This is a genomic window from Pseudomonas oryzihabitans (assembly GCF_006384975.1).
GTDB classification, from domain to species: Bacteria; Pseudomonadota; Gammaproteobacteria; order Pseudomonadales; family Pseudomonadaceae; genus Chryseomonas; species Chryseomonas psychrotolerans_B.
Genome location: NZ_CP021645.1, coordinates 2,710,448 through 2,730,193 on the forward strand (window position 1 = coordinate 2,710,448; position 19,746 = coordinate 2,730,193).

At 66.3% G+C, this 19,746-nt stretch carries 17 protein-coding genes and 2 pseudogenes; 10 read left to right on the plus strand and 9 right to left on the minus strand.

The window, feature by feature from the left end:
* Positions 1 to 28: 28 nt before the first annotated feature.
* The 5 genes from CCZ28_RS12090 to glnH are packed head-to-tail and all read right to left on the minus strand — an operon-like array spanning position 29 to position 4,141.
* Positions 29 to 934 (minus strand): MurR/RpiR family transcriptional regulator, encoded by a 906-nt coding sequence (locus tag CCZ28_RS12090; RefSeq protein WP_140218320.1) that lies wholly within the window; start codon positions 932 to 934, stop codon positions 29 to 31.
* 10 nt (positions 935 to 944) lie between these two features.
* Positions 945 to 1,982, minus strand: a complete 1,038-nt coding sequence (locus CCZ28_RS12095) for a C45 family autoproteolytic acyltransferase/hydolase (protein ID WP_140218322.1) — start codon at positions 1,980 to 1,982, stop codon at positions 945 to 947.
* 9 nt (positions 1,983 to 1,991) lie between these two features.
* Positions 1,992 to 2,714, minus strand: coding sequence for a glutamine ABC transporter ATP-binding protein GlnQ (gene glnQ, locus CCZ28_RS12100; RefSeq protein WP_140218324.1), 723 nt, complete (start codon positions 2,712 to 2,714; stop codon positions 1,992 to 1,994).
* Positions 2,711 to 3,367: a glutamine ABC transporter permease GlnP gene (gene glnP, locus CCZ28_RS12105; protein WP_140218326.1), complete on the minus strand. Its 657-nt coding sequence runs from the start codon at positions 3,365 to 3,367 to the stop codon at positions 2,711 to 2,713. Before glnP ends, glnQ begins: the two co-directional genes overlap by 4 nt.
* Positions 3,368 to 3,397: 30 nt before the next feature.
* Positions 3,398 to 4,141 carry a glutamine ABC transporter substrate-binding protein GlnH gene (gene glnH, locus CCZ28_RS12110; protein ID WP_140218328.1) on the minus strand — a complete coding sequence of 248 codons (744 nt, stop codon included), beginning with the start codon at positions 4,139 to 4,141 and terminating at the stop codon, positions 3,398 to 3,400.
* Between the two features lie 223 nt (positions 4,142 to 4,364).
* On the opposite strand from glnH, the gene CCZ28_RS12115 reads away from it, so the two are divergent.
* Positions 4,365 to 5,693, plus strand: coding sequence for an aspartate aminotransferase family protein (locus tag CCZ28_RS12115; RefSeq protein ID WP_140218330.1), 1,329 nt, complete (start codon positions 4,365 to 4,367; stop codon positions 5,691 to 5,693).
* 11 nt (positions 5,694 to 5,704) lie between these two features.
* Positions 5,705 to 6,265 carry a carboxymuconolactone decarboxylase family protein gene (locus CCZ28_RS12120; RefSeq protein WP_140218332.1) on the plus strand — a complete coding sequence of 187 codons (561 nt, stop codon included), beginning with the start codon at positions 5,705 to 5,707 and terminating at the stop codon, positions 6,263 to 6,265.
* Positions 6,266 to 6,273: 8 nt separating this feature from the next.
* On the opposite strand, the gene CCZ28_RS12125 is transcribed toward CCZ28_RS12120, so the two are convergent.
* Positions 6,274 to 7,440, minus strand: coding sequence for an MFS transporter (locus CCZ28_RS12125; RefSeq protein WP_140218334.1), 1,167 nt, complete (start codon positions 7,438 to 7,440; stop codon positions 6,274 to 6,276).
* A 96-nt stretch (positions 7,441 to 7,536) separates the two neighbouring features.
* Between CCZ28_RS12125 and CCZ28_RS12130 the strand changes: the two genes are divergently transcribed.
* The 5 genes and pseudogenes from CCZ28_RS12130 (at position 7,537) to CCZ28_RS12145 (ending at position 12,446) form a co-directional block, all read left to right on the plus strand.
* A complete protein-coding gene (locus CCZ28_RS12130; protein ID WP_140218336.1) occupies positions 7,537 to 8,430 on the plus strand; it encodes a LysR family transcriptional regulator in 894 nt (297 codons plus the stop codon).
* Positions 8,431 to 8,608: 178 nt separating this feature from the next.
* Positions 8,609 to 8,900 (plus strand): annotated as a pseudogene (locus tag CCZ28_RS24700) (MFS transporter); the annotation flags it as partial.
* A gap of 240 nt (positions 8,901 to 9,140) precedes the next feature.
* Positions 9,141 to 10,148, plus strand: a pseudogene (locus CCZ28_RS25100) (HAMP domain-containing protein); the annotation flags it as partial.
* 87 nt (positions 10,149 to 10,235) lie between these two features.
* Positions 10,236 to 11,003, plus strand: coding sequence for a methyl-accepting chemotaxis protein (locus CCZ28_RS25105; protein WP_437179219.1), 768 nt, complete (start codon positions 10,236 to 10,238; stop codon positions 11,001 to 11,003).
* A 471-nt stretch (positions 11,004 to 11,474) separates the two neighbouring features.
* Positions 11,475 to 12,446, plus strand: coding sequence for an IS110 family transposase (locus tag CCZ28_RS12145; RefSeq protein WP_140218340.1), 972 nt, complete (start codon positions 11,475 to 11,477; stop codon positions 12,444 to 12,446).
* A 603-nt stretch (positions 12,447 to 13,049) separates the two neighbouring features.
* Here CCZ28_RS12145 and CCZ28_RS12150 read toward each other — a convergent pair.
* Positions 13,050 to 14,501: a dihydrolipoyl dehydrogenase gene (locus tag CCZ28_RS12150; protein WP_140218342.1), complete on the minus strand. Its 1,452-nt coding sequence runs from the start codon at positions 14,499 to 14,501 to the stop codon at positions 13,050 to 13,052.
* Between the two features lie 233 nt (positions 14,502 to 14,734).
* On the opposite strand from CCZ28_RS12150, the gene CCZ28_RS12155 reads away from it, so the two are divergent.
* Together CCZ28_RS12155 and CCZ28_RS12160 are read left to right on the plus strand one after the other, a co-directional pair.
* Positions 14,735 to 15,250, plus strand: a complete 516-nt coding sequence (locus tag CCZ28_RS12155; protein ID WP_140218344.1) for a hypothetical protein — start codon at positions 14,735 to 14,737, stop codon at positions 15,248 to 15,250.
* Positions 15,251 to 15,601: 351 nt separating this feature from the next.
* On the plus strand, positions 15,602 to 16,654 hold the full coding sequence (locus tag CCZ28_RS12160) for an acyltransferase family protein (RefSeq protein ID WP_140218346.1): 1,053 nt from the start codon (positions 15,602 to 15,604) through the stop codon (positions 16,652 to 16,654).
* Between the two features lie 19 nt (positions 16,655 to 16,673).
* Here CCZ28_RS12160 and crcB read toward each other — a convergent pair whose 3' ends face one another.
* Complete coding sequence (gene crcB, locus CCZ28_RS12165) at positions 16,674 to 17,051, minus strand: fluoride efflux transporter CrcB (protein WP_140218348.1); 378 nt, start codon at positions 17,049 to 17,051, stop codon at positions 16,674 to 16,676.
* A 1-nt stretch (position 17,052) separates the two neighbouring features.
* Positions 17,053 to 18,231, minus strand: a complete 1,179-nt coding sequence (nhaA, locus tag CCZ28_RS12170; RefSeq protein ID WP_140218350.1) for a Na+/H+ antiporter NhaA — start codon at positions 18,229 to 18,231, stop codon at positions 17,053 to 17,055.
* Positions 18,232 to 18,464: 233 nt separating this feature from the next.
* Here nhaA and CCZ28_RS12175 point away from each other — a divergent pair, with 233 nt between their 5' ends.
* Positions 18,465 to 19,628, plus strand: a complete 1,164-nt coding sequence (locus tag CCZ28_RS12175; RefSeq protein ID WP_205894572.1) for an HPP family protein — start codon at positions 18,465 to 18,467, stop codon at positions 19,626 to 19,628.
* Positions 19,629 to 19,746: the final 118 nt, after the last annotated feature.

Below are 19,746 nucleotides of genomic sequence, written 5' to 3' on the forward strand. Positions count from 1 at the left end.
GGGACCCGGTGCCAGCCTGAATGCGACCTCAGAGCGACGCATTGAGCTCCGCAATCAGGGTTTCCCGGTACTTCAGCGCCTCCACCGAAGCTTCGCCCAGGGAGCTGGCGACGGCGCTGAGCAGCCCCTCGGCGAGCAGCATGAAGGCGCACATGCTGTTGCTGAAGAACAGGCTGTGGTTGGGTACGAAGAAGCTGTAACGGGCGGTCTTGGCCAGCGGTGAGCTGGCCGAATCGGTCAGGGCGACGACGGTGATGCCGTGGCGCGCCGCGACCTCGGCGGTGGCCAGCACGCTGGGGGTGTAGGGAAAGCAGCTGGCGACCACCAGCACGTCCCCGGTCTCCAGTTGCGCCAGGGCATCGGCCACCCCCTGGCGACTGGAATCCAAGGCACCGACGTCCGGCCGCAGCATGCCCAGGCCGTAGGCCATGAACAGCGCCAGGGAGTTGAACTGGCGCATGCCGTGGATGCGCACGCGCTTGGCCTGGCTCAGGGTCGCCACTACCGCTTCGAAGGTGGCGGGATCGACCTGTTCGATGGTGCTGGCGATATTGGCGCTTTCCTGGCGACCCAGCCGCGTGAGTTGCGCCAAGGTGCCCTTGTCATCGGCGCCGACCACCAGCCGCGAGGCCTGGTCGCTGTAGAAGCTGCGGCCCTCGGTCAGCTCGCGGCGGAACACGTCCTGCAGCTTGCTGAAGCCCGAGTAGCCGAGGCGCCGGGCCAGGCGCGACAGGGTGGAGGCGTTGACGTTGACCTGCTCGGCCAGCTCGCTGATGGAGGACACCGCAGCCCGTTGCGGCGACTCGATGAGCGCGGTGAGTACCCGGACCGAACTGCTGCCCAGGGCGATGTCGACTTCCTGCCTTTCGATAGCAGCCAACAGCTCCTTCAGGCCACCCACGGTATCTGGCGCCTGGGCGCTCGCTTTGCTCATCGACCATCCATCATGCGGAAACGGAAACCACACCCGAGGCGGCGGGAGTCTCCTGCGCCGCGCCGGTGTGAACGCTCCATTCTACCCCGGTCGGCGTGAGGATGAAGACGGCGCTGGCCAGAGTGTTCTCGTCGTCCGGGTCATCGGCGGCGCAGCGATAGATGGGCAGGTCGGGCACGGCGGTGTCGCGCAGGATGTCCAGCGCCTGCGTCGGCGACAACTCATCCTGATGCGCCGCCAGCCGCACCTCCACCTGCCGCTGGCGGGCGTCGGAGCTGTCGGTGATGCGCTGCCCTACCCCGGCCAGGGCGGCGTGGACGATGTGGTTGGCATGGCCGCCGGGCCGCTCGATCTCGACCACGGCGGTGGCCGTTGCACTCGCCTCGACACTGACAACCCGCGCCGAGCCGGCCTGGCCGAAGGTGTGGTGGAAGGCCCCGGCGCGCGGCAGGAAGGACACAGCGGCGATGGCCTCGTCAATCGAACGGGCATCGAGGGAAGCGCGCCCGAGGATCTGCCGCGGAACCCCGGTCGGGATATCCGTCGGTCTCAGGTTGTTGACCGTGGCGACGACCCCGAAGGCATTGACCGCGAAGGTGTGGCCAGGAATGGAGCCCGGATAGGCGAAGCTGGTGAAGGCCACTCCTTCATCGGGCCTGACCTCGACCAGGGCGCAGTCGCCGCGCAATGGCGGCAGGCCGTCTTCGTTGTGGGCGATCAGGGTGCCACGCGCGGTTCGGCCATATACCGTGGTGCAGCCGTCCACCGCGGGCAGGCCGGGGAAGTCGCCGCGGCAATTCCACAGGAAGACTTCCGCCAGCGGCAGTTGCAGGCCGGCGGCAAGGCCTTCGAGTTCCTGCCAGTAGCGGGGAAAGTGCTGGCGCACCAGCACCTGCATGCGCTGGGCCTTTTCCGTATTGGCCTGGCTAGCCAGCCATTGCCAGAGCGGCAGCGGGCGCAGCTTGGCGTGCACGGCATCACGACCGAATTCGCCCAGGCCGAAGCCGATGTCGTGGGCGCTGCCGGAAAGCTTGAGTCGAGCGAGCATGGGGCGGCCTCAGGACACGTGCTGGAGGAATTCCCGCAGGCGCGGGCTGGGCGGATTGGCGATCAGGGCCCTCGGGTCACCGTCTTCGGCGATGCGGCCCTGGTCGATGAAGATCAGCCGGCTGGCGACCTTGCGCGCGAAGTCCACCTCGTGGGTGACGATGACCATGGTCATGCCTTCCTCGGCGAGGGCCTTCATCACCGTCAGGACCTCATGGCGCAACTCCGGGTCGAGCGCAGAGGTGGGCTCGTCGAACAGCATCATCTTCGGCTTGACCGCCAGGGCGCGAGCGATGGCGACGCGCTGCTGCTGGCCGCCGGAGAGCTGCGCCGGATAATGATCGGCGCGCTCGGCCAGGCCGACCTTGGCCAACAGCTCGCGCGCCTGGGCCTGGGCCTCGGTCTTGCTCGCCCCGCGCACGCGGATCGGGCCGAAGGCGACGTTTTCCAGAGCCGTCATCTGCGGGAACAGGTGGAATTGCTGGAACACCATGCCCGCCTCCTGGCGGATCAGGCGCTCGTCGACCTTGGGATCGTTGACGGTGAGGCCGTCGACGATCAGCTCGCCGGAGGTGATCTCTTCGAGCTTGTTGATGCAGCGCAGCAGGGTGGATTTACCGGAACCCGAGGGGCCGATGATCACCACCACCTCGCCGCTGGCGATGCTCAGGTCGATGTCGTGCAGCACCTGGATGCGGCCGAAGTGCTTGGAGACGTTCTTGAATTCGATCATAGGATTTTCATCCTGGCTTCGATGAGGCGCAGTACGTAGCTGAGCACCAGGGTGATGATCAGGTAGATCACCGCGACGGCAGTCCAGATTTCCATCGCGCGGAAGTTGCCGGCGATGATCTCCTGGCCCTGGCGGGTCAGTTCGGCCACGCCGATGACGATGAACAAGGAGGTGTCCTTGATGCTGACGATCCACTGGTTGCCCAGCGCGGGCAGCATGCGGCGGAAGGCCAGCGGGGCGATGACGTACTTGAGGGTGTCGCGACGCGACAGCCCCAGCGCCAGGCCCGCCTCACGGAAGCCCTTGTTGATCGACAGCACCGCACCCCGGGTGATTTCGCCGATGTAGGCGCCCGAGTTGAGCATGATGGTGATGACCGCCGCGCCGAAGGGATCGATCCGCACCGGGATCATCAACGGCAGGGCGAAGTAGATGAACATCACCTGCACCATGATCGGGGTGCCACGGAAGAGTTCGATGAAGACGAGGGCTACCCGGCTGCTGAAGAAACCGCCGTAGGCGCGAGCGAAGCCCGCGACCACGCCGATCACGGCACCGCCCAGCAGGCCCAGGATGGAGATCCAGAGCGTGAGCTTGGCGCCGTCGAGCAGTTCGGGGAGCGCAGCCCAGATGGCGCTCCATTGGAATTGCATGCTGAAGACTCTCTTGCCTAGCGGGAGGGATTACTGCGGCTGGCTGCCGAACCACTTTTCATAGATGCGCGCATAGGTGCCGTTCTCGCGCAGCTTCTTCAGCGCGGCATTGACCGGTTCACGCAGGTCGCTGCCCTTGGGGAAGGCGATGCCGTATTGCTGCGCCATCATCTGCGCGCCCACGGTCTTCACCCGGCCGTCGCCGGCGGTCTTGATGTAGTAGAGGACGTTGGGCGTGTCGTGCATGGCGGCGTCGACGCGACCGGTGCGCAGTTCGAGGTAGGCGTTGTCGATGTTGGGGAACTGGCGCAGTTCCTTGGCCTTGAAATGGGCCTTGGCGTAGTCGGCCGCGGAGGTACCGGCCTTCACCGCGACGGTCTTGCCGGCGAGATCGGCCTCGCCCTTGATGCTGTCGTTGTCCTTCCTGACCATCAGCAGGAAGCCGCTGTCGTAGTAGCCGTCGGAGAAGTCGATGACCTGCTTGCGCTCATCCTTGATGGTGATGCCGGCCAGGGCCACGTCGACATTGTGCGTCTGCAGCGCCGGGATGATGCCGTTGAAATCCATGGGTTTGAGCTGGTAGGTCCACCCCAGCTCCTTGGCGATCGCCGCCCACAGGTCGATATCGAAGCCCACGTACTCGTTGCCCTGCTTGAACTCGAACGGCACGAAGGCCGTATCGGTGGCGACCAGCAATTCCTTGCCCGCCGCCTGGGTGGTGCACGACAGGGTGAAGGCAATAGCGGCCAGCGATGCTTTGAAGAAGGTCTTCATCGTCTTTCCTCGACAAAAAGTTATCTCGATCACCGCAGGTCGGTGCGAGGGAAAGCGGCAGTAGGAAGGGGGTAGTGCTGTTGTTGTGGGTCGGCAGCGGCGTACCAGAGCGTGCGGTGCAGCCTTGCCAGGCACCCGGATACGAGCCGGGCGCCGCTGAATGCAAATATCCGTTGCCTTGTGTTTTGATGCAAGTAATATTTGCACGACACCAGGAGGGTCTATGAGCCACGTATTGCACCGCAGCCTTACCCACAGCTATCCCACCGCCGTCGCGGGCGACGGGCCCTACCTCATCGACAGCGAGGGCCGGCGCTATCTGGATGCCAGCGGCGGCGCTGCCGTGTCCTGCCTCGGCCATAGCGATCAGGAAGTCATCGCGGCAGTACGACAGCAGATCGGCCAGTTGGCCTACGCCCACACCTCGTTCTTCACCACCGGGGTGATGGAAGAGCTGGCGGACTTCCTGATCGCCCGGGCGCCCGCCGGGCTGGATTCCGTGTATTTCGTCTCGGGCGGCTCGGAAGCCGTGGAAACGGCGCTGAAACTCGCCCGGCAGTATTTCGTCGAGATCGGCCAACCGGCACGCAAGCATGTGATCGCCCGGCGCCAGAGCTACCATGGCAACACCCTGGGCGCCCTGGCCGCCGGCGGCAACGCCTGGCGCCGCCAGCAATTCCAGCCGCTGCTGATCGACGTCAGCCACGTCAGCCCCTGCTATGCCTATCGCGAGCAGGGCGCGGAGGAAAGCAGCGAGCAATTCGCCGAGCGGCTGGCGCAGGAACTGGAAGCGGAGATCCTGCGCCTGGGCGCCGACCAGGTCATGGCCTTCGTCGCCGAGCCGGTGGTGGGGGCCACCCTGGGCGCGGTAGCGGCCGTGCCGGGCTACTTCAAGAAGATCCGCGCGGTCTGCGATAAGTATGGCGTGCTGCTGATCCTCGACGAGGTCATGTGCGGCATGGGCCGTACCGGTTCGCTGTTCGCCGCCGAGCAGGAAGGCATCACCGCGGATCTCATCACCATCGCCAAGGGCCTGGGCGCCGGCTACCAACCCATAGGCGCGACCCTGCTCAGCGGCCGCATTCGCGACGCCATCGCCCAGGGCTCCGGCTTCTTCCAGCACGGCCATACCTACATCGGCCACGCCACGGCTTGCGCTGCGGCCCTGGCGGTGCAAAAGGCCGTCGAGCAGCGCGGTTTGCTGGAGCGGGGCGTGCGCCAGGGCGACCGTCTGCACGCCGGGCTGGTCGAGCGGCTGGGCCAGCATCCCAACGTCGGCGATATTCGCGGTCGCGGTCTGTTCCGCGGTATCGAGCTGGTCGCCGACCGCGCGGGCAAGACGCCCTTCGCGCCCGAGCTCAAGGTGCACGCCCGCTTCAAGAAGCAGGCGATGGCCGAGGGCCTGATGTGCTATCCCATGGGTGGCACCCTCGATGGACAGCGCGGCGATCACATCCTCCTCGCCCCGCCCTTCATCATCGATGATGGCCATGTCGAGGAGATCGTCGAGAAGCTGTCCCTGACCCTGGACGCTGTGCTCACCAGCCTTTGAGGACCACGACCATGCCGATCTCTTCGCGCCTGACGCCCCTGTCCGAGCAGAACATGACGCCCGAGCAGCAGCGGGTGCTGGCCGATATCCTCAGCGGGCCGCGCGGCAATCTCGACGGGCCCTTCCTGGCCTGGGTCCACAGTCCGGCACTGGCCGATCACGCCCAGCGCCTGGGTGCCTTCTGCCGCTACGGCACCCGCCTCGACCTGCGCCTCACCGAGCTGGCGATCCTCACCACCGCGGCCTGGTGGCGCTCCCAGGCGGAATGGCAGATTCATGAGCCCATCGCTCGCGCGGCCGGCCTATCAGATGCGGTGATCGAGGCCCTGCGGCAGCACAGCGCACCTACCTTCGAAACGCCCGAGGACGCCTGTGTCTATGCCATCGGCACGGCGCTAAACGAGACCCGGCGCGTCCCCGACAACCTCTATCGGCTGGGGGTGGATTTGTTCAGTGAAGCAGGCATGGTGGAGCTGATCGGGGTGTACGGCTACTACACCCTGGTGGCCATGACCCTCAACGCCTTCGCGGTCGATAGGGGCACGGATACGCCCCTGCCCTTTCCCGAATAGCGCGAGTCCTAACCTGCCACCGCCACGCCCGCCCGACTGCGCCAGGCGAAGGCCAGCACCATCAGCAGCCCCAGGGCGGCCATGCCGGCGCCGGCCAGGGAGATGGCGGGATAGCCCAGGCCGGCCTTGATCACCGCGCCACCGAGGGCCGCGCCTATGGCATTGCCCAGGTTGAAGGCGCCGATGTTGACCGCCGAGGCCAGGTTGGGGGCGTCCTGGGCGGCTTCCATCACGCGCATCTGTAGCGGCGGCACCAGGGCGAAGCTGGCGATGCCCCAGACGAGGATGGCCACGGCGGCCGGCAGCGGCCAGCGCATCAGCACGGTGAAGGCCAGCAGGACGACGATGAGTACGCCGAGGGAGGCGATCAGGGTGCGGTCGATGGAGCGATCCGCCGCCTTGCCGCCCCAGAGGTTGCCCAGGGTCAGGCCGACGCCGAACAAGACCAGCATGGCGGTGATGAAGGCGGTGGAGGCATGGGTCTCGCGGCTCAGGATGGGCGCGATATAGGTGAAGACGGTGAACATGGCGCCGGAGCCGACCACGGTCAGCGCCAGGGCGGCGACTACCTGAGGACGCGCCAGCACGCGGATCTCGGCCATCACGCCATCACTCGGCGGCAGGGCGACGTTGGGCAGGGCGAACCAGAGGGCGACCATGGTCAACACGCCGAGGCCGGCGATGCCCCAGAAGGCCTGGCGCCAGCCGAGCAATTCCCCGAACCAGGTCGCCAGCGGCACCCCGCCGATGGTGGCCAGGGTCAGCCCCATGAACATGGCCGCCACCGCCCCGGCACGCTTGTCCGGCGCGACCACGCTGGCCGCCACCAGGGCACCGACACCAAAGAAGGCGCCATGGTTGAGCGAGGTCACCACCCGGGCGATCAGCAGGCTGGTGTAGTCGCTGGCCAAGGCCGACATCAGGTTGCCCAGGGTGAAGATGGCCATCAGACCGATCAGCAGGTGCCGACGCGGGATACGGCCGGTGGTGAGGGTCATCAGCGGCGCACCGATCAGCACGCCGAGGGCGTAGGCGCTGACCAAGAGGCCGGCCGCCGGAATGGACACGCCGAGGTCGGCGGCGATGCCGGGCAACATACCCATGGGGGCGAATTCGGTGACGCCGATGCCGAAGGCTCCGGTCGCCAAGGCGAGCAGTGGGGGGTTGATACGCATGGAAAGGGCTCCTTATCTATGCGGTGGATGCTAAGCTCCCCTGCCAACAGCCGGTAGACGGCACTTTTGGCATGCACCTTTGCCTGGGAGTCACAGATGGATCTGGCGGGTAGGTCGGGTGAGATGGCGGTCTTCGTGCAGGTGGTGGAGGCCGGCAGCCTGTCGGCCGCCGCCAGAGCCCTGCGCTTGACGCCTTCGGCGGTCAGCCGCTCCATTGCCCGCACCGAGCAGCGCCTGGGCACCCGGTTGCTGCTGCGCACCACCCGGGCCATCACCCTCACCGCCGAGGGCGAGGCCTATCTGCGCGCAGCGCGGCGCATCCTGGCGGATCTGGCCGAGGTGGAAGAGGCCATCGCCGATCAAGGCGTCCCCCGGGGCCGGTTGCGCGTCAGTGCGGCGCTCTATCATGGCCGCATGATCCTGGTGCCGCTGGTGGCCGCCTTCAGCGCCCGCTATCCGGACATCGTGGTGGACCTGGCGCTGGGCGACGAGGTGGTCGACATCCTCGCCGGCCAGGCCGACGTGGCGATCCGCTTCGGCCAGCTGGCCGACAGCCCCCTGACCGCCCGCCCCCTCGGCATCACCGGCCAGGTGATAGTGGCCTCACCGGCCTATCTCGCCCGCCACGGCACGCCCCAGGTGCCGGAAGACCTGCTCGACCACAATTGCCTGAGATTCAATTTCCGCCGCGCCGCGCCGGACTGGCCCTTCCGCCGGGACGGCCGCCAGTTCGCGCTGAAAATCTCGGGCAATATCGAATGCAACAGTGGCGAAGCCCTGGCGCAACTGGCGCGGGAAGGCGCCGGCATCGCCCGCATCGGGGCCTTCAGCGTGGCGGACGATCTGCGCAGCGGCGCCCTGGTGCCCTTGCTAGAGGCCTGGAATCCCGGTGACCTGGAGCCCATCCACGCGGTGTTCATCGGCGGCCCCGCCATGCCGGCGCGGGTACGGGTATTCGTGGATTTCCTGGTGGAACGGCTGGGTAGCTGAGTCTGGCGCGCTAGATCGGCCTGGTAGCGAGGGTGCCTGGTGAGCCGCAACGAGTTGATGATCGTCAGCGACCAGTTGCTGGCCTAGGTGCTCAGCGCCCTGCTCGCCTGGCTGGCATGAGAACGGCATCTGGCGCTGAGCACAGCGAAGCCCAACAGTCAGGCTTCTGTGTCTGGCTGTCCTGGTGTTCTCGCTGTTCGTGCAGATCTGCATCGCCCCGGTGTACTGACTGCCGATGTCGGCACCCTTCCCCAACCAGCTGCGCGGCCTGCTGACCGGGGTGGCCGTGCAATGGCTATGCGATGCCACCGTGGCCTTCAGCTTTCCGGTAGCGCTGGAAGCCATCGGCAACTTCACCTTCTTAGATCTTCGCCGCCATCAACCTGGGCTCGCTGGTCTTCGTCTACTTCTGCCTGCCGGAGACCCGTGGCAAGTCGCTGGAAGACATCGAGCGCCATCTGAAGAAATAGCTCTGATACCTGGATAGCTGACCGTTCGCCAACGTTTCGGCCCGATTCGGACCAAATGGAATAATTTCCAAGCCCGTATCAAGTCGTACTTTTCCAAGCCGATGGAGAGTGAAGGCATGACGCCGTCACTTTCCGCGCCAGGCGCGACCGGGACTTTGGATGAACATCAAACAGAAACTCACCTCGCTTTTCGCGGTAACCGCCTGCCTCCCGGTGATCCTGGTGGCGGGCGTAGTCATCATGAACGTGCGCAGCCAGGCGACTGACGATTTCGTCGAGAACAGCGGCCGCGAAATCCGCCAGATCGACCGCAATATCCAGCAGTTCTTTTCCGGCATCCAGCAGAATGTCGACTTCCTGGCCAAGGAGCCGGGCCTCGTCGGGCTCGCAGGCCTGAAGAACTACAGCGGCGCCGATGCTGCCCAGTTGCCGCAGCCGGAGGTCGGCCAGCAGGCCCTGGACTATTTCACCCGCTTCGCCAAGACCCATCCCACCACCGCCTACCTCTCGGTCGGTCTGACCGATGGCGGCTACGTCAGCTGGCCGGACGACACCAAGCTGGCCAACTACGATCCGCGCGTACGGCCCTGGTACCAGGCCGCCATCGCCAATCCGGGCAAGGTGGTGCGTACCCCGGCCTATTACTGGGCGACCGACGACGTCTCCCTGATGGGCGTGGTGCGGACGATGGAAGACGCCAGCGGCAAGCTGCGCGGCGTGGTAGGCCTGGACATCTCTCTTAAGCAGCTCACCGATCTGGTGAAGAGCATCACCCTGGGCCAGAGCGGCTACCTGATGCTGGTGGAAGACAACGGCAACGTGCTGGTCGACCCCCGCGATCCCAAGCACAACTTCAAGCAGCTCAAAGAGCTGGGCGACGCCTACCAGACGCTGAACGGCATCCAGAGCGGCCTGGGCGAGGTCAGCCTGAACGGCACCGACTACATGGTCAACGTCTACCAGGCCAAGGACCTGGGCTGGAAATTCATCGGCCTGATCGAGCGCAGCGAGGTGATGGGCAAGGCCACCAGCCTGACCTGGCAGATCGCCGGGATCACCGCCGTGCTGGCACTGGTGTTCGCCCTGCTCGGCGCGGCCTTCGCCGGCATGATCGTGCGGCCGATCCGCGGGGTGTCCGCCGGCCTGGAATCCATCGCCCAGGGCGAAGGCGACCTGACCAAGAGCCTGGAGGTACAGGGCAAGGACGAAACCGCCACCCTGGCCGGTTGGTTCAACCAATTCCTCGCCAGCATCCGCCAACTGGTGCAGCGCATCGGCCAGGCTTCGAGCGATCTGCAGCAGGCCTCGCGCACCACGACCGCGGCGGCCACCAGCATGAACGAGGTGGCCGGTCGCCAGCGCGAGGCCGTGGAGCTGGTCTCCACCGCCTTCAACGAGATGGTCGCCACCTCCAACGAAGTGGCGCGCTCCTGCAGCCAGGCCGCGGCCTCCGCCGACGCCGGTCACCACCGCGTGCAGGAAGGCTACGGCCAGATCGAAAAGGCTACCGGCAACGTCAACCAGCTCAGCGGCAGCCTGACCCAATCGGCCCAGGCCATGGCCGTGCTGGAGCAGGACAGCCACAACATCAACACCATCCTCGACACCATCCGCGGCATCGCCGAGCAGACCAACCTGCTGGCGCTCAACGCCGCCATCGAAGCCGCCCGCGCCGGTGAACAGGGGCGTGGCTTCGCGGTGGTGGCCGACGAGGTCCGCGCCCTGGCCAAGCGGACCGCCGACTCCACCGGCGAGATCGACGGCCTGCTCGGTAGCCTGGCGCGCCGCACCCAGGAGGTCACCCGGCAGATCGAGACCAGCCTGGAGCTCTCGCAAACCAGCGTGGTCTCCATCAACGAAGCCCGCGGCAGCTTCGAGGGCATCCGCAAGTCGGTGGACGAGATCCGCGACCAGGCACTGCAGATCGCCGCGGCGGCCGAGGAACAGCATCAGGTCGCCGAGGACATCAACCGCCACATCGCCCAGATCCAGGACGACGCCCAGCAGGTGGAAGGCCTGGCCCAGTCCACCACCCGGGACTCCTCGCGCCTGGCGCAACTCTCCGGCGAACTGGACGGCCTGGTCCGGCGCTTCAAGACCTGATCGTCGACCGCGATGAACGAAGCCTCGTCGGTGCTCCCGGCGGGGCTTTTTGTTGGGCGGGTTTGGGTGGATGAGGCTGCGCCATCATCCACCCTACAGCTAAACGTTCCGGCCCCCGCATGAATCCGCCCCGACTCGGGACAGCCCCCCCTCTCCCGCTGGCGGGAGAGGGTTGGGGTGAGGGCAGCCATGTACGGCATGGGTACGCCTGGGTTCGCGTGGATGAGGCTGCGCCGTCATCCACCCTTGTATCTCGACTACAGCCTCCTCAGGAGGTCATAGTCCCCGACTGATCATCGGGGGAGGATGGCAAGCCGTGTCCACCCTTAGGCCTTTGAGCTTGCAACGTAGATAGGCTGCCTCCGCCACACTCATCCCCAAGTTCGAACGGTATCTAGAGCCTCTAGAGCTCGTATTGCACAAGGTTGGACGGGATGACGTGATCGTGACTCATCTGAAGGAGGAGACATCATGGCCGTAGTGGTGGGCGTTGATATCGCCAAGCGCAGCTTCGATCTGGCGGTCCTACAGTCCAACGGCAAGTACCGGACCAAGGGCAAGCTGAGCAACGACCCGTCAGGCTTCGCGGTCTTTGCAGACTGGCTGCAACAGCATGCCGAGTCAGGCGCTTGGATCGTGATGGAGGCCACGGGCATCTATCACGAAGCGCTCGCCGAGCACTTCCATGCTCTGGGCTACCGAATCGCAGTGCTCAATCCAGCACAGATCGCCCGCTATGCGCAAAGCCAGTTGCAACGCAGCAAGACGGACAAACTCGACGCCAAGCTGATCGCCACCTATGGCCAGCGGCATGAGGATAGTCTGCGAGACTGGCACCCGGAACCTGTGTCCATCCGCACGCTTCGCGCGCTGACCCGGCGCCTGGAGGACCTCCAATCGCTACGACAGATGGAGTTCAATCGGCTCGAGGTCAGCCCGGAAAAAGTCCAGGACTCCATCCGGGCAGTCTTGCAGCGGCTTGATGAGCAGATCGCCTGGACGCTTGAACAGATCAAACGCCATATCGACGACGATCCAGACTTACGTGGTAAGCGCGACCTGCTGGTGAGTATCGACGGCATCGCCGACAAGACCGCCGCTTTGATCCTGGCGGAGCTCGGCGATATCGACCGCTTCGCCAATGCCCGCGCCGTTACCGCCTTTGCTGGCTTGAACCCACGCCTACAGGAATCCGGTCTCGCGCGCGGCCATGCCTGCCTCTCGCGCATGGGATCAGTCCGCTTACGAAGTGCGCTATACCTACCCGCTGTCGTGGCGCTGACCTACAACCCGGCTATCAAGGCGCAAGCCGAGCGTCTGAAAGCCAGGGGCAAAAGAGGTAAACAAACCGTCTGCGCCGCCATGCGTAAGCTGCTGACCATCGCCTATGGCGTGCTCAAATCGGGCAAGCCTTTCGACCCTGCTTTAGCGATTGCACACTGAGGAACAAAGACGGTATCTACGGAGTCCCGGCTTCCGCCTGAATCCGCCTCCACTCGGGACAGCCCCCTCTCCCGCCGGCGGGAGAGGGTTGGGGTGAGGGCAGCCGAGCACGGCATTGGCACGCCAGGGTTCGCGTGGATGAGGCTGCGCCGTCATCCACCGTACGGCTGAACGCTCCAGCCTCCGCCTGAATCCGTCTCCACTCGGGACAGCCCCCTCTCCCGCTGGCGGGAGAGGGTTGGGGTAAGGGCAGTCGAGCACGGCTTGAGTACGCCAGGGTCTGCGTGGATGAGGCTGCGCCGTCATCCACCCTACGGAGTCCTGGCTTCCGCCTGAACCCACCTCACACTCGGGACGGCCCCCTCTCCCGCTGGCGGGAGAGGGTTGGGATGAGGGCAGCCGAGCACGGCTTGAGTACGCCAGGGTCTGCGTGGATGAGGCTGCGCCGTCATCCACCCTACGGAGTCCCGGCTTCCGCCTGAATCCGCCTCCCGCGCGGGACAGCCCCCTCTCCCGCTGGCGGGAGAGGGTTGGGGTGAGGGTGGACCGCCCAGTCTCCCCATTGGGCTGCGCGGCGCTCAGTGCCAACCTGCCAGCAGCCCCTCAGGCACCGGACGGCGAACCCTGGTCGCGGTCGTCGCGCAGGCTGCTGTGGGCCGCCTTGCAGATTTCGCGCAGACCGCTCTTGAGGCCCTCCTCCAGGGTGGGGTGGTAGAAAGGCATATCTAGCAGGGAGCTTGCGGTCTCGCCATGGATCAGCGCCAGCACCAGCAGATGCCCGAGGTGATCCATGCCCGGGCCGACCATGGCAGCACCGGTGAGCTTGCCGGTGCCCGGTTCGGCATAGAAGCGGGCGATACCCTCGTTGCGGGCTTCCACCCGGGCGCGGCCCTGGTCGTGGTAGGAGGAGGTGCCGATCAGACTCCCCGCGTCCGGCGGGCTGCCCAGCACGGCCACCGGCGGATCGGTGAAGATCAGCGAAAATCGCGGCGAGCGCAGGGTGGCCCGCACCTCGGGATAGCAGGCCGCGTTGTGCCCGGCGATGGCGCCCTCGTCGGATGCCTCGTGGAGGATGGGGCGGTCATGATCGGCATCGCCCGCGATGAAGATCGACGAGGAGCCGCATTGCATCGTCTGGGGATCGTAGACCGGGGTGCCATGGTCATCCAGCTCGATGCCGGTGGTTTCCAGACCCAACCCTTTCAGCCGTGGCGGGCGGCCGGCCGCGACCAGTACATAGTCGAAATCGCCCTCGCCGTTCGCGGCGCCGGACCAGGACAACCGCACCCCGTCGCCCTGGCGCCGGGCATCTACCTCGACGTTCAGGTACAGGGTGAGATCGCGCTCCAGGATCTGCCGCAACTCGGCTTTCACCTCGGCATCCTCGAGTGCCCCTAGGCCGTCGTTCTGACCAAATAGTGTGACCAATACACCCAGCCGGGCCATCGCCTGAGCCAATTCCAGCCCGACCGGCCCGGTACCTATCACCGCCAGCGAACGCGGCAGGTCGGCCAACTCGAAGATCGTCTCGTTGGTCAGGGCGCGGTCGCCCAAGGCGTCGAAGGGCGCGGGGACCAGGGGATAGGAGCCGGTGGCAATGACCACGGTGCGAGCCCGTATCGTCCGACCATCGCTCAGTTGCAGGCGATCCGGTGCCACGAAACGCGCCGTGGCGCGCTGCGCGACACCCTCGGGCAGCTGCTCGAAGCCCTGCTGGGTAGCCGCCACGAAGTGATCCCGCTCGCGCCGCACCCGCGCCATGACGGCCGCTCCGTCGACCCGCACGTCACCCACCTCGATGCCGAAGAGGCTGGCGCGCTGGACCTCATGATGGGCTTCCCCGGCGACAATCAACAACTTGGACGGCATGCAGCCCACGGCGGCGCAGGTGGTGCCGGCCCAGCGGTCATCGATCAGCAAGGTCCGGGCGCCGTGCCGGCGAGCCGCGCGCTCGGCAGCGAGTCCTGCGGTTCCGGCACCGATCACAGCCACGTCGCACTCTAGTGCTACGGCATCAAGCTCTACTGCGGTGGAACGTTCATCTGCGGCACTCATGGGGTCACCTGACGTTGCGAGGAGTCATCTGGCTCACGCAGAGCCTCTAGCTTGGGACCCAAAGCGCAGCGTTGAGGTTGCATTGTCAGCTTGTGACCCACTTCGACAAAAATCCGACACTTTTTGTCAGTACTGTCAAATTACATGCCACTCGTCACCTTATACTGGCGTTATGGAACCATTAGGGTGTCCTATCCTCAATTAGCCACACTAAATGGACAAAGGGCCTTCACATGGAACGTGACCTCAGCAAGATCCCGCTCATCACCGATTGGTCCTACCTGATCGCCCTGGAAACCGGTCTGTTCACCCGTGGCGAACTCAGCGGTGCGGTGCTCAAGGCACTGAAGGACCAGGCCCGCCTGCTTTCCCGTCGCTATCTGGTGCAGAAGTCCAAACTGGACGTACGCAAGCTGTCGCCTGCCGAGGCCGAGATCCTCGATACGCTCAGCGATACCGCCGCCAACCTGCGGCGGCGCCAGCGACTGCCACACAACATCGTCAAGAGCCTGCGGGCCGGCGGCCTGATCGCCGCCGTCGAGCGTAGCGTCTGTGCCGCGGGCATCCTGCAGTGCCACAACGGCTTCTATGAAGATGGCCTGGAGCCCGGCGCCTTCGAACGCATCGTGGCGCGCCATCCGCAGGAATTCGGCGACCACGCCCGGCAAATCGCTGCTCTCTATCTGGCCCAGGAGACCTCGTCCACCACGGCCACCGCGCCCGATCAAAACCTGCAGGCCAGCGCCTGATGCGCGGGATGCTCGCAATCTACGTGGCGGCCGGGAGGCCCCAGCCCACGTCAGCACGCGAGCGTCCTGCGTTTCGGGTCGCCACCACCGTAACGCTGTGTCAGAGACCTCGGCGCATGACGTCCGCTCGCATGCCGCTCAGCCCCCCATAGCGCCCCGCCCTCGCCCGGCCGCACGGTCAGCCTGACCGGTCGGCTGCCGCCCAGCCGTTGTCGGCCACGCCGACAGCGACCTTTGCCAGTGCCCGTCCAACCGACGGGCGCCCTTGCCGCTGCCCCATGCAGCGCCGCGCGCCGGATATTTCCTGGCGGGCGGCGCCGATGGCAGCGGCCACGGCTGCGAGGAGCAGACATGACTACCGCCAACGCCCCCCACGGGCGCAACAACTTCGATTTCCTCAGATTCGCCGCGGCCTCCACCGTGGTCGTCGGTCACAGCTTCTGGCTCTCGGGCCACATCGGTGCCGAGCCGATTCTCAACTTCACCGGCTTCACCGACGCGGCCAACATCGCCGTCTACGTGTTCTTCGTGATCAGCGGCTTCTTGATCACGGCGTCCTACCAGCGCAGTCGCAACCCCCTGGACTTCCTCGCCAAGCGCGCCCTGCGCATCTTCCCGGCGTTGATCGTCTCGGTGCTCTTCTCGGTGCTGGTAGTGGGTTGGCTGGCCACCAGCCGCGAGACCAGCGCCTATTTCAGTGATCGCCAGACCCTGGGGTTCTTCAAGAACATCCTCTTGCTGACGCGCTTCGAGCTGCCCGGCGTCTTTGTCGACAATCCGTTCCCCGACACGGTGAACGGCAGCTACTGGACCCTGCCCTACGAGGTGTTCATGTACCTGTCGGTGCTGATCATCGGCGTAATGGGGCTGCTGACCCGCTCGGTGGTCATGGCCACCCTGGTGGTGCTGGTCCTGGGCAACTTCCTGCTGCTGCCGGAGATGGGCATCGCCAGCTTCATGCTGCACAAGGTGTTCAGCCTGGGCATGTTCTTCTTCGCCGGTGCGCTGCTGCAATTGGCGGGACCGCGCCTCCCCTGGCGACTGGACCTGGCCCTGGCGCTGTGCCTGCTGTCGCTGGCCGCCATCGTCTGGCAGACGCTGCCGGTGATCCACCTGGTATCCCTGGCCTACGTGATCATCTACCTGGCGCAGGTCCGGATACCGCTGGTGCACGGCTTCGGTCGCTTCGGCGACTATTCCTACGGCCTCTACCTGTTCAACTTTCCGGTGCAGCAACTGCTCATGCACTGGTTTCCCGAGCATTTCTCGTTGCCTGGTTTCCTGGCGGTGAGCTATGCCCTCACCCTGGGCTGCGCCGTGCTTTCCTGGCACCTGATCGAGGCGCCGGCCTTGCGCTTCAAGCCGCGGCGCAAGCCTCCGACCGTGCCCACCGCGCCGGCCTGAACCCAGGTGGCCGGTCGGCTCAGCCGAGGCGACCGGCCAGGGCGAAGCCGGCCAGCGTCATCAGCAGCGACCCCAGCACATGGAGGGTGACGGTGAGCGCCGCCCAGCCCAGGCGACCGCTTTGCAGCAGCGTCACCACCTCGGCGGAAAAGGTCGAGAAGGTGGTGAAGCCGCCGCAGAAGCCGGTCACCAGCAGCAGCTTCCAGTAGGGGTCCAGCCCCGGATAGCGGGTGAACAGGCCCAGGGCCAGACCGATCACGAAACCGCCGACCAGATTCACCAACAGCGTGCCCATGGGCAGCAGGGGGAACAGCGCATTCAGGCGCAGGCCGACCCACCAGCGGCAGGCGCTCCCCAGGGCTCCCCCGAACATCACCGCGAACAGGGCATAGGGCATCTCAAACTCCTTGGCGACGGCGGTCGGCGAGCAGCAGTACGGCGACTCCCGCCAGGGCCGACAACAGCGACCCCAGCAGCATCCCGATCTTCACCTCGTCGACCAGCAAGGGCGCTCCGGGGAAGGCCAGGGCGCCGATGAACAGACTCATGGTGAAACCTATCCCGCAGAGCAGCGCCACGCCATAGAGCTGCAGCCCGTTGGCGCCTTCCGGCAGGCGTGCCAGACCGCTGCGGATGGCCAGCAGCGCCAGTAGCGAGATACCGATCTGCTTGCCGAGGAACAACCCCAGGGCCACGCCCAGCGGTACCGGGTCCAGCAGATTGGCCAGGGAGAGGTTGCCCAGGGCCACCCCGGCATTGGCGAAGCCGAATACGGGGACGATGAGGAAGGCCACCCAGGGGTGCAGGGCGGCCTCCAGCTTGAGCAGCGGCGAGGCATCGTCGGTCTCGGTATCGCCCAAGGGGATGAACAGCGCCAGGATCACCCCGGCCAGGGTCGCATGGATGCCCGAGCGCAGCAGGCAGAACCACAGCAGCACGCCGATCAGCAGGTAGGGCAGCAGCGCCTTGACCTTGAGACGATTGAGCACGAAGAGCACGGCTACCAGGCCTGCCGCGGCCAGCAGCATGGTGGTGGACAAGTCGCTGGTGTAGAACAGGGCGATGATCAGCACGGCGCCGAGGTCGTCGAGAATCGCCAGGGCCGAGAGAAAGACCTTGAGCGAGGTCGGCACCCGCGAGCCGAGCAGCGAGAGCACCCCGAGGGCGAAGGCGATGTCGGTGGCGGCGGGAATCGCCCAGCCGGCGAGCGTCTGGGGCTCGTGGCGATTGACCAGGGCATAGATGAGCGCCGGCACCGCCATGCCGCCCAGGGCCGCCAGCCCCGGCAGGGCGCGATCACCCCAGGTGGCGAGTTGGCCGACCGCCATCTCGCGCTTGATTTCCAGGCCCACCAGCAGGAAGAAGAGCGCCATCAGGCCATCGTTGATCCAGTGGCCGACGGACAGGCCGCCGACATCCAGGTGCAAGGTGGCGAAATAGCCGGTGGCCAAGGGCGAGTTGGCGACGATGAGGGCAAGGGCCGCGGCGATCATCAACACGATGCCGCCCGCCGCCTCGGCGGCGCAGAAACGTTGCAGGAAGGCCAGGGCCTTGGCCGGGGAAACCGGGGATGACATGGGCAGCCGAACTCCGCGCGGCGGCCCGACCTGCGCTGACGTTGAACCTGTCCTACCGCGCGATTGCGGCGACACCCAGCCAGCAAGGGTACAACGGCCAGGCTATCGAATGCAGCAGCAAATCCCGCCTCCGCTCTGGTCCGCGGCTATCGGGCAGGACGGCATAGATAGTCTTGCCAGGGGTCGTTTGACGAGGGACCATCAACGCCCGTTTTGCCCGCCAGTCCTAGCCCATGTCCCAGGAACCGGTCACGCCGCCCCCGTCCCTCATGAACCGCCTCGGCCAAGGCCTGCGCGCCTTCTGGCCGGCGCCGCTGCCCATCGACGCCCGCGAACGACTGCGCGCCAGCCTCGGTGCCGGGCTCGGCATCCTGCTCGCCGCGCTGCTGGCAGCCTGGTGGCTGGAAGGCCAACCGGTGCACCAGCACGGCGCCCTGGCCCTGGCGCTGGTGGCCCCCCTGGGCGCCAGTGCCGTGCTGGTGTTCGCCCTGCCCTCCAGCCCCCTGGCGCAGCCCTGGTCGGTGGTGGGTGGCAATACCCTGTCGGCGCTGATCGGCATCGCCTGCGCCCAGTGGCTACCCGAGGCCAACCTGGCCGCCGCCGTGGCGGTCGCCCTGGCCATCGCCGCCATGTTCGCCCTGCGCTGCCTGCATCCACCGGGCGGTGCCTCGGCGCTGTTGATGGTGCTCATCGGCGCCCACGACTTCAGCTATGCCTGGAGCCCGGTGGCGCTGGATTCGCTGCTGCTGGTGGTCGCCGGCCTGGTCTACAACAATCTCACCCGGCGCCCCTGGCCCCATGTCCCGCGCCCGGCCGAACCGAGCGGCGAAACCCGCCTGCAACGCGCCGACCTGGACGCGGTGCTGGCACGCTACAACCAGGTGCTGGACATCAGTCGCGACGACCTCGCCGAGCTGCTGGAGCAGGTGGAAGCCCGCGCCTACCAGCGCAAGATGGGCGAATTGCGCTGTGCCGATGTGATGAGTCGCGAACCGGTGGTGGCCCGCGCCGAGATGCCCCTGCAGGAAGCCTGGGCGCTGATGCGCGCGCGGCGCATCAAGGCGCTGCCGGTCACCGATCGCCAGGGCCATCTGCTGGGCATCGTCACCGTGGCCGACTTCATGCGGCAGATCGACCTGGATGTGCACGAGGGCCTCGGTTGGCGGCTGCGCTCCCTGGTTCGCCCGCGGGCGCGCCAGGGCGAGCGCACGGTCGGCCGGATCATGACCCGCACCGTAAGGGTGGCCAGCGCCGACCGCCTGTTGATCGACCTGGTGCCGGTGTTCTCCGAAAACGGCCACCGGCACATCCCCATCATCGACGGCTCGCGCCGGCTCGTCGGCATCATCACCCAGTCGGACCTGATCCGCGCGCTGTACCAGGCGGTACGCGCCTGAGCGAAGGACCATGACCTCCCAGCCGACTACCAGACCGAACGGCGCCCGCTAGCCCGCGTTCCAGCGAACCTCGCCGCGTTTTCGCCGTCTCAAAGGCACTGTCGTCCATTCCGGGCGA